This is a genomic window from Sorangium sp. So ce117 (genome assembly GCF_051524395.1).
Classification (GTDB): domain Bacteria; phylum Myxococcota_A; class Polyangia; order Polyangiales; family Polyangiaceae; genus Sorangium; species Sorangium cellulosum_B.
In genome coordinates this window covers 11662063-11675957 of the sequence record NZ_CP150309.1, presented here as the reverse complement: position 1 = coordinate 11675957, position 13895 = coordinate 11662063, and the positions used below count along the sequence as shown (strand labels likewise).

Below are 13895 nucleotides of genomic sequence, written 5' to 3'. Positions count from 1 at the left end.
CACCGGCTTCACGCCTCGGGTCAGCCCTGTTGTCACGATATCCCTCTGGCGAGTCGGAGGACCCCTCGCTGGACCTCGGCGTACGCCGGATGCGTGAAGATCGGCTCAACTGGCATGCTCCAGAGGTGCCGATGTCGCGCGAAGTACAGCTGCATTACGTGTATTGACGGCAGCGGCTCGCCGTCGTTCCGAGCGCAGTGGGCGAGGATGAGATAGACGACCAGCTGGCGGACCATCTGGCGTTCGACGTTCGGCTCCGCGGTGACTTTGATGTCGATCAGGCGGTGGTCTGCAACGAGGTCCGCGTCCGCTCCCCCGACCAGCAACGAGTACCGGCCGAAAGTCGGGTTCAGAAGGACTTCGGTGCTGCCTATGAGGCCATCGAAGGGCACGCATGCGAGCAGATCGATCAATTCGTCGATCTGCTGCGGGCTGTTCTCGGCGAACAGCTCATTCCCGATGTACCCGACGCGGTAGATGGGGTCGAGCCGGGCAAGTCGCAGAGCGTGCTCCGCGAGCCGGACCATCCATGCGTGATCGGGGTTCTTCTTGCGGAGGTGCTTGCGCACGAAGACGCGTGCGTTGTCCACGCGGCGGCGGGCGCGCCGGGTGATCCTGCCCATGAGAGCGGGATCGACGGGCGCGCTCGAGCGCCCTGCGTTCAGTACGAGCAGCGCGCTCTCCGCGACCCAGCTGCGGTCGCGTGCGATCGGGCAGCGGCGCTGGAGCTCGAAACGAAGCGCGTAGTCGAAGGCGGTGCCGGTGAGAGTGGACCGGCCACCACGCGGGGCGACTCGGATGGGCACGCGCAGCATGCGCTGGTACGGTGGGATGATGCGGTCAAGTAGGTCCTTCACCTCGTTCTTCTTGATCAGATCGCAGACGCTCATGGTGGTCGGCCTCCTTGGTTGCCGTCCCACGCAGTCCGCGTACCAGGCTGACAACGCGGCAAATCGCGGCGCCTGCGGCATCCCGCGCCTGATCGCGATCGATCAGGCAGACCCTCCGATCGATGGCGATCACCGACCGGAGTCTCGCGAGGCGCCGCGGAAGTGGTGATCGGCGGGCCCTGCGGCGCGGCTCGCGCGTTGCACAGACGGCGGCGCATCCCGACACCATCCCGGAGCGTCTCATGCCCACCGCCACCCGCGCGCTCGTCGTCGTACCCCCGCTGCTCAAGTACAGCGCCGGTCCTCTCCTGGGGCCGGCCCTCCTCGTCGCGGCTGCTCGCGCCTCCGGCCACGAGGCCGACGTCCTGGATCTGAGCATCCGCTGGATCCGGGCCCACCTGCCGCCGCGCGTTGCTGCGCCGCCGTCGACCGTCGTCGGTGATCACGACAAGCCGGGCTCACTCCTCTCGGACCTCCAGCGCGACGTCTTCGTGCCGTTGCTCCGTGCGCACCTGTCCGAGGTGGAGCACCTCGACGGCGCCGATCCCCACCTCACCCTGACGTGCTCCCACGGCGCCCTAGAAACCGCCGCCGAGCGCCTCGCGGCGTCAGCGCACGGCGCGTGGATCCGGAGCGTCCTCGCCGAGCGCGAGCGCCCCCACGTGCTCGGCGTCAGCGTGCTGTTCAGCGGGCAGGTGCTCTTCGGCCTCGCGGTTGGGATCGTCGCCAGAGCGCTCTGGCCTGGCGTCCGCGTCGTCTGGGGCGGCCCGCACGTCACCGCGCTCCAGGACCGGATCGTGCGCGACCCGCGCTTCGGGCGCATGGTGGACGCGTTCATCTTCGGCTACGCCGAGTGTACCTTCGTCGAGCTGCTCGACGCCGTTGCGCGCCGGGCGCCGCTGCCGCCGGGCTGTGTACGCGCGGGGCAAGGAGAGCTTCACCGCGCCGCGGACGACCCGGGGCACGCGCCGGTGTTCCAGGACCTCGAGCTCTACGGGCTGCCGCGCCTCACGCTGCCGGCGCAAGCGTCGCGGGGGTGCAGCTACGGTCGATGTGGGTTCTGCACCTACCCGACCATCGAAGGCACCTACCGAGCCATCGACGAGGCGATCGTGGAGCCCGTCGTGCAGCTCGGGTTCGACCGTGGTGCGACCGTCGCCTTCAAGGACAGCCTCATCGTGCCGCAACGCCTGACGGCACTGGCGGCGCGCATCCGAGCACGCGTGCGGTGGAGCGCGTGTACGAAGCTGAGCCCCGCGCTCGACGAGGCGTCTCTGCGGCGCCTCGCGGTCGGTGGGTGCGACACGCTAGAGATCGGGCTCGAGACGATCGACATCGAGAGCCAGAGGCTCATCGGAAAGCGGCAGTCCGTCGCCCTGTTCAAGCGAACGCTCGATGCGGCCCGAGATGCCGGCGTGGGCCTCGTGATCAACTACATCACGGGGTTTCCGGGGACAACGCCGGCCGAAGAGCAGGGCGAGCTCGCGTGGGTAGAGGACGAGGTGAAGCTGCGGCGGCCGAGACTGCGGGCCGTGATCGAGCACAACGAATTCCAGCTCGAACGGCTGTCAGCAATGGGCCGGAACCCGAAAACGTTCGGCCTGCGCGTGACGGGAGAGTGGCCGTGGTCGAGCATGTTGAGCTGGGAGGGCGAGGGGCGTGGAGCACCGCGCACGCGGCTTCCCGTTCGGTGAACTGGGCCCCAGGCGCGCGGACGAGAGCTATAAACCGTCGAACTCGCCGACATGATGCGACGCACCGTTGATGAACGAGCGAGGAGATGCTGATGAACCGTCGTTATCGACCTCTTCGTCACCTGGCCAGCGGCGGATCCGGTCGCGGGAGCCTCGCCCTCGACCAAGGGACCCCGGGATGACCACGGCGCAGCCCACACGCCTGGCGTCGAGCGAAGTGCCGCAGGCAAACGTCCTTGCGCGCGTGCTCCACCTCGTGCAGCACCTCGAACGTCACGGAGGCCGGCACGCCGCTCCTGGCTTCGACGACGGGCGAGACATTGACTACTACACGCAGGCAGCGCGCATCCTGGGCCTCGTCGACGCCGACTATGCTGTGACGGATGCCGGCCGCGACGTGCTCGGACTGTCCGGAAGCGACCAGTGCAGCCGGCTCGCGGAGCTGTTCTCCGCTACCCGGTGCGGGACGGCCTGGCTCGCCTGGGCCGGCGTCGACTCGCTCGCCATGCTCGATCCGGGCACCGCGGCCGCGTTCCTCGTGGCGCGCAGCGACTTCGGCGTGAAGCTGCGAGCGCGGCGTGCCAGCACGCTTCGGCGTTGGATCGAGTGCTTTCGGGCAGGGAGCCTTCGACCACAACGGCAGCCCCGGAGAGGCGGCAGAGGCAACGCAGAGACAAGCGTGCAGCTCCCGCTCGGGGAGCTACACGGCGAGGGTCCCGAGCCGCGTCCCCCTGCGCCGTACGCCGACATGCAGCGTCGACCCCGGAATGGAGGCGGAAAGGGCAAGGCGAAGAGAGGCGAGCAGCTCCCGCTCGGGCAGTCCCGCAGCCAAGGACCCGAGCCGCGTGCCGCGCCGGACGTCGCCTGGCCGGACGCGCGGCGATTCCCGCACAACGAGGCGAGCAAGCGGGTGAGCGTCGTCGTCGAAGAGGGCGATCTCATGCCCTCCCGCGATATCCTCGTCGTGGCCGGGTACGCGTCGCTCGACCGGATCATCCCCTTCCTCGCATGCCGCGCCGATCGGCCCGGGCCACAGTCCGTGCGGCTGCTCTTCGGGAACGAGCCCTTCCCCGCACGCCGGGAGCGCTTCGTCGCCGGATCGCAGGACCTGGAGGACGAGCTTCGCGACTACTGGCTTCATCGGGGGATCTCGATCGTGCTGTGCGCCGCGATCCTCCGGACGCGGGCCCTCGTGGAGCAAGGGCTTGTCAACGTACGCTTGCCGCGGTCGCGGCGACCGCTGCATTCGAAGATATTTCTGGCCGACGGCGCCGTGACCATCGGGTCGAGCAACTTCACGCACGCTGGCTTCAGCAACCAGTCGGAGGCGAACGTGCGCTTCGAAGCCTCGGCGGAGCCCGAGCGCTTCTCGGAGGGCCGCGCGCTCGCCGAAGGTTTCTGGGCGGGAGGCGCCGACTTCCGCGAGGGGTTCGTCGAGCTCCTGGACGAATTGCTGAAGCCCACCACGTGGCAGGAAGCGCTGGCGCGGGCCTGCGCGTCGGTCCTCGAGGGCGAGCGGGCGAGGCGCTACGTTCCCTCGGAGGATCCCCACGCGCTCGAGCGGCCGCTGTGGCCGCACCAACGGCAGGGGCTCTCGCAAGCGCTGTGGATCCTCGAGAACGTGGGGAGCGTCGTCATCGCCGACGCCACCGGTTCAGGGAAGACGCGCATGGGCGCCTGGATCATCCGCGGCGCCTATGACCGGCAGTTGCGCCTCGGCGGCCTGCGCCACGCGAATCCGCTGATCATCGTGCCACCCCCAGTGGTTGACAGCTGGCAGGAGGCCCTCCGCGAGTCGAAGTTGCCGTTCGGCGCGGAATCCCATGGACCGCTGAGCACCGCGCGGCGGCCCGCCATAAGGCGCTGCTCAGCTGGATCAACGAGACGGAGCTGCTCGTCGTCGACGAGGCCCACAACTTCCTGAACCCGTCCGATCGAACGGATCGGCTTCTCCTCCACTATGCCGATCATGCGCTGCTGTTCACGGCGACACCCATCAACCGCGAGGTGACCGACCTCGTGTCGCTCATCGAGCTGCTCGGTGCGGACAACCTCGACGATGACGCGCTCGACGCGTTCGGCAAGCTGAAGCGCTTCGTGCGTGGAAGAAAGGGGCCGCCGCCGGCCGAGGATCTCAAGCTCATCCGTCGCGAGATCGAGAAATTCATGGTGCGACGGACTCGCAGCGAGCTGAACCAGCTCGCCGAGGAGCAAGCGGACGCGTACCGGCTCCCGGACGGCCGGAGCGCGCGATACCCCCGCCACCACGCGCGTTACTATCCGTGCGACACGGCGGAGACGGATGCGCCGATTGCCGAGGAGATGAACGAGCTCGCGGCCAGGCTCACGGGCATCGCCCGCATCGGCTCAAAGATCGAGCTGCCCCGCTCCCTCTCCTGCCGAGGCATGACGGAGGAGGACTACGTGAAACGCATCGTCCGCGCCGCGCGCGGGCTCGCGATGTACTTCGTCCGCGATTGCCTCCGGTCGTCGCCCGCCGCCCTCTACGAGCACATCCACGGCACCGAGAAGGCGGCGGAGAAGTTCGAGATCAACGCGAAGACGATACCGAAGGATGCAACGGGCAACGTGCTGGGTCAGCTCCGGGCAATCGGTGGCAGACCTCCGCGATGGCGCCTCTCGCCTGCCCTGAAGGCCGACGCACCGAAGTGGCTCTGGGACCCAGGCGCGCACGCCGAGGCGTGCGCAGCCGACGCGGATCTCTACGCAAAGATCGCCGCGCTCGCCACCAGGCTCTCTGGCGCGCGCGAGTGTGCGAAGATCGATCGCCTGTTGCGCCTGCAGAACGAGAAGGGCCTCGTCCTCGCGTTCGACTCACACCTTATCTCGCTGGCCATGTTCAAGCGGGATCTGGAGGCGCGCGGAGCTTCCGTCGGGCTGTTCACGGGCCAGAGCGGGGCGGCCGGGAAACGGAGGGCTCAGGCACAGCTCGGACGGGATGCCCCCGCGCAGAGGCTCGTCGCGTTGTGCTCGGATGCGCTCAGCGAACGGCTCAACTTGCAGGGGGCTTCGTGCGTCGTCCACCTCGATACGCCGACGGTGATCCGCACCGCCGAGCAGCGGGCCGGCCGCGTCGATCGGATGAACAGCCGACACGACGACGTCGAGATATGGTGGCCACGGGACCAGCCGAGCTTCGCACCGCGGCATCGCGACCGCCTCCGCGAGCGGCACGTCATGGTCACCGACCTCATCGGCTCAAACTTGGAGCTTCCCGGCGACACCGAGGGCGATCGGCAGCTCGACGTCGAGGAACTCGCTAATACGGCGAGGATCGACAAACCCGCCGTGGTTCCGATCTCCGACGCCTTCAGGCCGGTGCGGGGTCTCATCGGAGAGCACGGGCTGGTGCCAGAGGACATCTATGCGAAGATCCGCACGAGCCAAGCCAAGGTGGGCAGCGGCGTGAGCATCGTGCGGTCCGCGAGCCCCTGGGCCTTCTGCGCGGTTGGCGGCCGCGAGCGGGATGCGCCGCGCTGGGTCTTCTTCGAGTCCGTCGTCCACTCCCCTGTGTCGGATCTCGCTGCGGTCGCGGACCTCCTCCGGGACCGCCTCGCATCCGATCCGCCCGCCGCCTCGGTGCTCGAAGAGCCCGCCAGCGCTCTCGTTGAGTCGTTCACGCGACGCCTGGAAGATACGGAAAGAGAGCTGCTCCCCGTCCGACGCCGCCGGGCACTCGCTCTCGCCGAGCACGTGCTCGGGCGCTACAGCCAACAATCCTGGGAACACGATGATGAGGAACGGGGTGAGGCGCTGCAGCCGCTCCTGACCGCCGTCCGGCCGAACGTGCGGGAGAAGCACCCCGACCCGCGATCCGTGGCGGATGCGTGGATCCGTCTGCTCCGGCCGTACCGCGAGCGGGCGCTCCGCGACCGCTCGCGCACACGCAAGCCCTGGACGCTGAACGATCTCGAACCGATGTTGATCCAGGAGCCGATTCCGACAGAGGATCTCCGGCGCGTGTTCGACGGTGTCGAGATGATACCTCCCGCGCGCGAACGGATGCTAGCAATCATCGTGGGCGTGCCGGAGGCATCGACGACTGTCGCGTCATCACCCACGCACCATCCATCGCAGTCCTGAGGGGCGCCGTCGATCTTGCCGCAGCACATGATCGACGCGCTTGTAGCGCGCGACCAGCCGCTTGTGGCTGCGGTCGATGACACGCTTGATCGTCACACGGGCAAGAAGATCGCCACCGCCTCGATGCACCGCGACCCGCTGCTGTCGAACACCACGCGCGTGGCGTGCCATTTACGCGAGCGGCATGCTTGACGTCCAAGGGCTGCATCGCTGCCTTGAGGCAAGCCGTCGAAGCATGATCTGCGCGATTCCAATATGTGGTCATTGAAGCGTTCGCGGTTTCAAATTCGGTGGCGCAGGGCAGCGCAATCGCTGCGGAGCGGGATGCGTCATGGCGCCGTGACGTTCACCGCCGCCTTCGCCACGAGATCATCGAGGTCATGCCGGCAGAGCGTGCTCGCTGGCAACGTCGCCTCGGCCAGCTCGACGAGCCGCGCATGATGGGTAAAGAAGAGGATCTGCGTCCGCTGCGACAGCTCCCCGAGTACGTCGAGTGCGGCGCGTGCGCGCGCGTCGTCGAAATGGATGAGCACATCGTCGAGCACCAGCGGCAATGGCTCGCTCTTCGTGAAATACTGCTCCAGGCTCGCCACCCGGAGCGCCAGGAAAAGCTGATCGCGCGTCCCATCGGACAGCGCCCTAACCTCCACCGGATCCCCGGCCCTCGGCACGCAGCGGAGCATGGGCCGATCTTGATCGTCGCGATCCCCCCGCAGCCCCGAGAATGTACCCAGCGATAGCCTCGCAAACAGCTCGCTCGCCCGTCGTACCAACGGCCCCTGGTTCTTCTCGCGGTATTGCTCCATCGCCCGCCGTAGCAGATCCGCCGCGAGCTTCGCCCGCGCATAGTCGTCGACCAGCGCGCTGATCGACGCCAGGTGCTGCTCCGCCCGCGTCAGCTCCTCCGCCGCCAGGTCGCTCCCATCCATCGAGAGCAGCCGCTGCCGGAGCTGCCCCACCTCCTCGTTCACCCGCGTCCGCTCCCGATCCACGTCCGCGATCTGCCGCTCCACCTCCGCCAGACGCTGCGCAAGCGTATCCGCGTTCGTCCCGCGGCACTCCTCCAGGAGCGCCTCCACGCTGAGCCCCCCGCCGGTCGTCGAGAGCCGCATCTCGACGATCTCCCGATCCTGCCGGAGCTTCCGCGCTACGGCCGATCGATCCTCAGCGGCCACGAGCTCGGACACATCCTGGGCCCGGGCTTCCTCCATGAGCTGTTTGAGCGCACGCTCCGCCCCTCGCCGCTTCTCCCGCGTGGCGAGCAGGTCCTGCTGCTTCTCCTTGAGGTCCTTCTCGAGCGCCTGCTTGAGCTGCCGGTTCGTCTCCCCATCCTTGGACCGCTCCAGCAGCGCCGCCGCCGCCTGCTCCAGCGGAATGCCCGCAAGATCCGGTGCCGTGAGCCGCGCCAGCCCCTCGACCTGCACCTTGAAATCGGCCGCATCGCGCTCGATCCCCGCGATGCGCCGCCGCAGCTCCCGGGCTCCCTTCCCTTGTTGGGCGAGATCCGCGCGCAACGTCAGCACCTCCTCGGCTTCCTCGATCCCGGTCGCCGCCGACCCCCCGAGCGCCAGCATCACCGCCGACCACTGCTCGGCCCACGCCATTTGCTCCCGCTGCCGCCCCGCGAGTGCGCCGGAGAGCCCCTCGACTTCGATCTCCCACCGGCGCACCTCTTTCGCGACCGCTTCCCGCTCCCGCTGCGCTTTCCCCTCCCGCTCCGCCACCTCACGCGCATGCGCAACCAGCGCGAGCAACCCGTGCCGCGGCCCAGCTGCCACGCCGAGCGCCTCTAGCGCCCCAGCGAGTGCCTCCCGATGCCCCTCGATGCGCTCCCTCTGGGCCTGCTCCCGCCGCCGCACCTCCTCGAGCCTCGCCTTCTCCTCCACGAGCTTCTGGTAGCGCCCCAGGAAGGCCAGCATCTCGCCCGGCGAGCGCGGCACGATCCCCGCCGCTGTCCAGGCGGCTTGCCACCGCCCCTGCTCTGCTTCCTCCGCCGTCCGCGCCTGCTCCGCCGCGGTCACGGACTCCTTGATGCCACGCGCCGCCTGATCGCGATCGGCTGAGAGCGTCGCGAACTTCGCCACCCGATCTGCCTCTCTCCTGAGCCGGTCCGACAGCTCATCCGCCCGCCGCCCGCTCGTCTCGTGATGATCCGCGATCTCGTGCGCCGAGAGCCCCGCCCCTGCCGCCCCCTCCTCCGCCGGCTCCCCGAGCCACGCCTGCCGCACCCGCTTCCAGTGCCCGTCGCGCTCGCGCCGCGCCGTCGCCAGGTCCCCCTCCGTGGGCACCTCCTCGCCGCGCCGCAACGCCTCGATCTCGCGCTCCAGTTCCCCGAAACGCTTCTTGCGCTCCGCCAGCGAGTTAGCAAGCGACTTCCGCTCGGTGTCCCGAGCGGCGAAGTCGCGAGCAAACATCTCCACCGTCTCTGGCAGTGGCACCGGCAGCGCGCCCACCTTCTCGAGCGAGAGGTGCGTCACGCCGAGCGCCGAGAGCTCGGCCTCAAGCCGCGCCGCCATCGTCTTCGCCTCGCCGCGCAGCTCACCGAGGACCTTCTCCAGATCCCCGTCCCGCTGCACGATCTCGTGCGTGCGCACGAGCGCCGTCACATCCACCGGAGCGGGCTGGGCCGCGAGCTTGATTCGCTCGCCCCCGAGCTTGTTCTCAGCCTCGGTGAGCGCCTTCGTCGCCCCGGCGAGGTCGCGCTCGAGTCCGATGCGCTGCTTGAGGAGCGCCCGGACACGCGCCTCCACGCCCGGCGCGACGGCGAGGCTTCCCACCTCCTCCACGGGCACGCGCCGCCCGAGCCGCCCCAGGAGCGACTCGATCGTGTCTTCGATCTGGCGCAGCTCGCCGCGGAGCCGCGGCAAATCCACCCCCGCCGCCTTCTTGTGGTTGCCGAGCCCGTCCTGGATCGCCGTGATCGAGGCCCCCTGCGCGAGCAGCGCCTCCGGCACCGGCAACCGCTCCATCTGCGCGGTCAGATCCGCGATCTCGCGGCCGAGCCGCTCCTCGCGCGGCTCCGTCTCTGCGAGCGTGCTCTCGGCCTTCCGCCGCGCCTCGGGCGCCGTCTCGGACAAGAACACCGCGCCCTCATGCTCCTTCAGCATCCCGAGGATCCTGTCCCGTTCGGCGATGGGCACCAGCGCCTGCTCCATGCGTGACAGACGCCGTTGCTTCGCCTGAAGCTCGGAGAGCTCCCTGGCCAGGGTCGCGGCGTGCGCCTGCCCATCAGCGAGGTCCTTCTGGAGCTGCTCCCACTCCTTCGCCGGCTGAGATCGATCTGCGGCTCCCTTCTTCGCGCTCTTGTAGCTCTCGAGCGCCGCATTGAGCTTCTTCTTGTGCTTCCCGAGGGGCGTGAAGATCTCCTCCGCTTCCGCATCGAGCTTCTCCAGCACCGCATGCACGCGCGTGCCCCCGAGCCCGGCCGCGAACAAGCTCTCTCCGAGATCGCCGCCTCCCTTGAGCAGCGCCACACCGCCGTCCACGAGCGCCTCGTGGGAGAGGCCGAACATCACCTTGTACTGCTCCTCCGTCACCCCGCCGAGCAACGCCTGCAGCTGCCTCTCGTCCATCGGCTGCTCGGCGGTATCCAGCAATGTCTGCTTGAGCCCCTTGCGTCGGACGAGCTGTAAGGTCCGCCCGTCCTCGGCCGCGAGGAGCGCGCCGACCCGGAGCTTCTTGTAGTCCCGATCGTGCGCGTCCTGGGTGTCCTTGGGCATTTCGAAGAGAAATCCCAGCACCGCCCGCAGCGTCGTGCTCTTGCCGACCGCGTTCGAGCCGAAGATCACGTGCAACGCGCGCGGATTCGCCGAGAAATCCAGCGACAGCCCGGTGAAAGGCCCGTACCTAAGGAGATCGAGCGAGAGGATCTTCACGACGCGTCCTCACCTGCAAAGAGCAGCGGCAGCAGGGTCTCGGGCAGCGCTCGGACGAGCTGCCGGAGCGCCGTCCGATCCAGCTTCCCTCCGCCTTCGAGGTGATCTAGCTCCACCGGAAGCTTCTTGCGCAAGGGCTCGAGCCCGCTCAGCAGCCTGTCGATCTCGGCGTCGTCCTCGCAGATGGTGCGGAGCTGCCGGTAAAGCCCGCCTACGGCCTCGTCCCCGAGGCTCGCTTCGGCATCGAGCGGGTTCCGAGTGCGAAAGCTGATCTTCTCGACCCAGATCTCGCCCGCGTCGCTCGCCACGCTGCGCACCTCGCTCCGGTACTTCTCGGGCTCACGCGCGAGCGCCCCATGCGCCCGTGTCGCCCCCGTCACCTCGATCCGCGCGGCCACGATCCTCTCCTCCGCCGCGTCTGCCTCGCGTGCCAAGGCCTCGCGGCACAGCTCGATCACATCATCGACCGACGAAGCCATGCGCGCATCCACCTCGCACCGCACCCAGCGCAGTGCGTCCAGGGTCCGGGGCTCGACCCCCACGATCCGCCCCTCGTCCACGGTCACCAGCGTCGCCCCCTTCTCCCCCGTCTCGCGCGCATGCCTGCCCTGCAGGTTCCCGGGGAACACGATCCACGGTGACTCGTGGAGCACCTCGCGCGCGTGCACATGCCCGAGAGCCCAATAATCGTATCTCCTCGCCACCAGGTCACTCACCGAACATGGGGCATACGATTGATGACCTTCACGACCGCTCGCGCATGTATGCAACAAGCCCACATTAAAATACCCTTCCCGCGGCGCGGGATAGGCGACGGAGAGGTCCTCGGTGGTATCGGCTTTCTCATAGCTCCGGCCGTGCACGGCCACGCCGAGATCATCCAGCATGATCGTCTCCGGCTTCTTCGCCGACAGCTCGCGCACGCCATCTGGCAATCGCAGGATCTTGCTCCGAGCATCGTGATTGCCACGTACGATGAACACTCGGATGCGCGCTTCGCGCAGGCGTGACATCTGCTTCGCGAAGAAGAGCCCTGTGTTGTAATCCGTCCAGTCGCCGTCGTAGAGATCGCCGGCGATGAGCAGGAACGCCACCTTTTCCTCGATGCACTGTGCCACAAGATTCTCGAGTGCACGTCGTGTCGCACCACGAAGTTTGTCCACCGGCGCCCCGTCGTACCGATCGAGGCCCCGCAGGGGGCTATCGAGGTGGATGTCCGCTGCGTGAAAGAACTTCATGTGGCCCCCGGTCCGCGCTACTCTTTGCCGTGCGATGACGCGACGGTAGCAGTCTTCCCTATGAACGTGAAGCCCCGTCGTGGCGCCCAACGCTGCCATCGTCTGCACGGGCTAGCGCTGGCGCTGCATGTGGCGCCCTGAGGGGAGCCAGGACTTCGTCAGCATGTCGAGGCTCCGTGCTCAGTTCCGCTTCGGAGCGTTGGAACGCGATCGGCTCGGTTCGCATCAGCTTCTCGTCGATCTCGACCATCGCGGCCTGGAGGTCGGTGACATCGATGAGGCATGCAAGGATCTCCTCCCGACCGCGGGCACGGAACGCCTCGAGGCGGTGGAGACCGGAGATGAGCTCCATCGTGGCGCGCCGGACAATGCGGTGCCGAGAATGCCGACCTTCAGGGCGAATGCCGAGGTCAAATCGAGGGGCGGCGAGGCTTGCCGCGACCGCCGCGAGGTCACGCTCGCGCTGGGCTGCATGAGGCGGCGAGGCACGCGTGCTCGGATCCATGGTGGAGAGAGATCTCGCGACGGTCGCTTGCGCACCCAGCTCCGTGCGTGTATCTCGAAGGCGATGGTTCACCAGAATGGCCCACGGTGACCAGGTGTGTAGCCAAGGTAGATGCGCGCGGGCCGCAGCGGACAGGAGGAGACGGGAATGCTCCCTGATCAGATTCTTCCAGCCGCCCCGCTTCGCGTTCGCGTGAATGACGAGCTGACGCTCGATGCTGGCCTAGTTGGTCCGGATAAGATCATCCGACCACCGGGGCAACCCATGTTCCGGCAGGTGCTCGATTATCTCATGACCAAGCCGGATCCAGCCAAGCTACCGTCCGGCACGGGGATTGGCAGGGAGGGCGTCGCCGCGGCGGCGGTCTGCGTTCGGTGGGGCTCCTACTTCTCCGTACTCGCCGACCGCAACAAGCCACCATGGAGCGAGGTCGCTTCGCCTGAGACGAGCCGAATCTCGGATGACGAGATGGCTCGGATCAACATAGAGGCCTCCGCGGCTCTCGCTCATTGGGTGGATCTCTTCAATGCCGATCGATCGCTCTATAGTCAGCTTGTCAATCGCGCAGTCTGCTACCTGCCCATGCCAAAAAAGACGTCCAAACCGGAACGAAAACTGACCTTCGGACCGCTCGCACTGCCCGAGATTGCGAAGCGAGCTGTCGACATCACGGGCGCCGAGCGTCTCGCCCGAGCTCGCGCAGTCGTGAGCGAGCACCCCAGTCGCGTGTTCGCCAATGCTCTCGTGAACGTAGCCTGGCGCAACGGCCCGATCGAGAACATCCATGCGGGGCATGTGGCTGCATGCCTCATTGACCGCTGCCGGGTGACAGTCGCCGAGGAGCGCGAGCTGATGAAGTTTACGGCCAATCGGATGGCCGTCGGCATGGATGTGTGCCTCTTGCTGCGCAGCGAACGAGAACGCCACGAACGCTCTTGGCCGGAGCAGGTGCTTCCTTATCAACTCGCCAGCTTCCTGCTCATTACACCAGCTGAGTGGACGCTCACCGAAACTTCGCGCGACGTTCGCCTGCCGCGCTGAGGGCTCGCTCGGTTCCGTGATGAACCTACCCGAGCGCATCGTCTCCTTGCTCCCACGTTCGACGTAGGTCGGCTTCGCCTCGGCCCCGTTCAGGTGGAGGCACCGCCCGCGCCCGTGGCGGTTCTCGAGCAGGCTGCCGCACCACCGCACGCCGTCCAGCCCGCGGTGGCTGCCGCTCGATCAGCTTCCACCAACGTGCCGGCCGCCTCGGCCACGGCTCCCGCAAGCGCAGGGTCGGACCTTAGCCTCGGAGCGCTGCTCGCCGGAGGGATGGCGGTCGGGCTTATGGCTGCACTGCTCTCCAAGCTGGGGTCAAAGGGTGCCGAGTGGAATGAGAGCGTTCGCTGGTACTGAGGCTCGGATGGCCGGTTCGAGCGAGGGAAGCGACCTCGGCGAGAACGTCCACGCCGTCTGCTTTCCCGGGCGGACAACACGGCCGAACATGGTGGGAAGCTGGAGCGCCGATCTCATCCCCCGACGCTCGGGCACGGGTTACCGGAGCGGCAGGCGAGAAGGGGACCGACGGACAGGAGTGTCGCCTACGTTCC

8 protein-coding genes and 1 pseudogene are annotated in these 13895 nt (G+C 67.9%); 6 read left to right on the top strand and 3 right to left on the bottom strand.

Annotated features, from left to right (window positions below; all coding sequences use genetic code 11):
• Window positions 1-32 precede the first annotated feature (32 nt).
• Window positions 33-890 (bottom strand): hypothetical protein, encoded by an 858-nt coding sequence (locus tag WMF46_RS43865; RefSeq protein WP_437982662.1) that lies wholly within the window; start codon window positions 888-890, stop codon window positions 33-35.
• Between the two features lie 242 nt (window positions 891-1132).
• On the opposite strand from WMF46_RS43865, the gene WMF46_RS43860 reads away from it, so the two are divergent.
• The 5 genes and pseudogenes from WMF46_RS43860 to WMF46_RS43840 all read left to right on the top strand — a co-directional run bounded on the left by WMF46_RS43860 (window position 1133) and on the right by WMF46_RS43840 (window position 6880).
• Window positions 1133-2584 carry a B12-binding domain-containing radical SAM protein gene (locus tag WMF46_RS43860; protein ID WP_437982661.1) on the top strand — a complete coding sequence of 484 codons (1452 nt, stop codon included), beginning with the start codon at window positions 1133-1135 and terminating at the stop codon, window positions 2582-2584.
• 178 nt (window positions 2585-2762) lie between these two features.
• Window positions 2763-4508, top strand: coding sequence for a hypothetical protein (locus WMF46_RS43855; protein ID WP_437982660.1), 1746 nt, complete (start codon window positions 2763-2765; stop codon window positions 4506-4508).
• Window positions 4403-4729: pseudogene (locus tag WMF46_RS43850) on the top strand (SNF2-related protein); the annotation flags it as partial. The gene WMF46_RS43855 and the pseudogene WMF46_RS43850, both read left to right, overlap by 106 nt.
• Before the next feature lie 177 nt (window positions 4730-4906).
• A complete protein-coding gene (locus WMF46_RS43845) occupies window positions 4907-6688 on the top strand; it encodes a helicase-related protein (RefSeq protein ID WP_437982659.1) in 1782 nt (593 codons plus the stop codon).
• Between the two features lie 27 nt (window positions 6689-6715).
• Window positions 6716-6880: a hypothetical protein gene (locus tag WMF46_RS43840; protein ID WP_437982658.1), complete on the top strand. Its 165-nt coding sequence runs from the start codon at window positions 6716-6718 to the stop codon at window positions 6878-6880.
• Between the two features lie 137 nt (window positions 6881-7017).
• On the opposite strand, the gene WMF46_RS43835 is transcribed toward WMF46_RS43840, so the two are convergent.
• Complete coding sequence (locus WMF46_RS43835; RefSeq protein ID WP_437982657.1) at window positions 7018-10563, bottom strand: AAA family ATPase; 3546 nt, start codon at window positions 10561-10563, stop codon at window positions 7018-7020.
• Window positions 10560-11801, bottom strand: coding sequence for a metallophosphoesterase family protein (locus tag WMF46_RS43830; RefSeq protein ID WP_437982656.1), 1242 nt, complete (start codon window positions 11799-11801; stop codon window positions 10560-10562). Before WMF46_RS43830 ends, WMF46_RS43835 begins: the two co-directional genes overlap by 4 nt.
• 652 nt (window positions 11802-12453) lie before the next feature.
• On the opposite strand from WMF46_RS43830, the gene WMF46_RS43825 reads away from it, so the two are divergent.
• Complete coding sequence (locus WMF46_RS43825) at window positions 12454-13347, top strand: hypothetical protein (RefSeq protein WP_437982655.1); 894 nt, start codon at window positions 12454-12456, stop codon at window positions 13345-13347.
• Window positions 13348-13895 lie beyond the last annotated feature (548 nt).

Coding starts and splice junctions, on each gene's coding strand:
- WMF46_RS43865 (WP_437982662.1), bottom strand. CDS start 890: ATGAGCGTCTGCGATCTGATCAAGAAGAACGAGGTGAAGGACCTACTT.
- WMF46_RS43860 (WP_437982661.1), top strand. CDS start 1,133: ATGCCCACCGCCACCCGCGCGCTCGTCGTCGTACCCCCGCTGCTCAAG.
- WMF46_RS43855 (WP_437982660.1), top strand. CDS start 2,763: ATGACCACGGCGCAGCCCACACGCCTGGCGTCGAGCGAAGTGCCGCAG.
- WMF46_RS43845 (WP_437982659.1), top strand. CDS start 4,907: ATGAACGAGCTCGCGGCCAGGCTCACGGGCATCGCCCGCATCGGCTCA.
- WMF46_RS43840 (WP_437982658.1), top strand. CDS start 6,716: ATGATCGACGCGCTTGTAGCGCGCGACCAGCCGCTTGTGGCTGCGGTC.
- WMF46_RS43830 (WP_437982656.1), bottom strand. CDS start 11,801: ATGAAGTTCTTTCACGCAGCGGACATCCACCTCGATAGCCCCCTGCGG.
- WMF46_RS43825 (WP_437982655.1), top strand. CDS start 12,454: ATGCTCCCTGATCAGATTCTTCCAGCCGCCCCGCTTCGCGTTCGCGTG.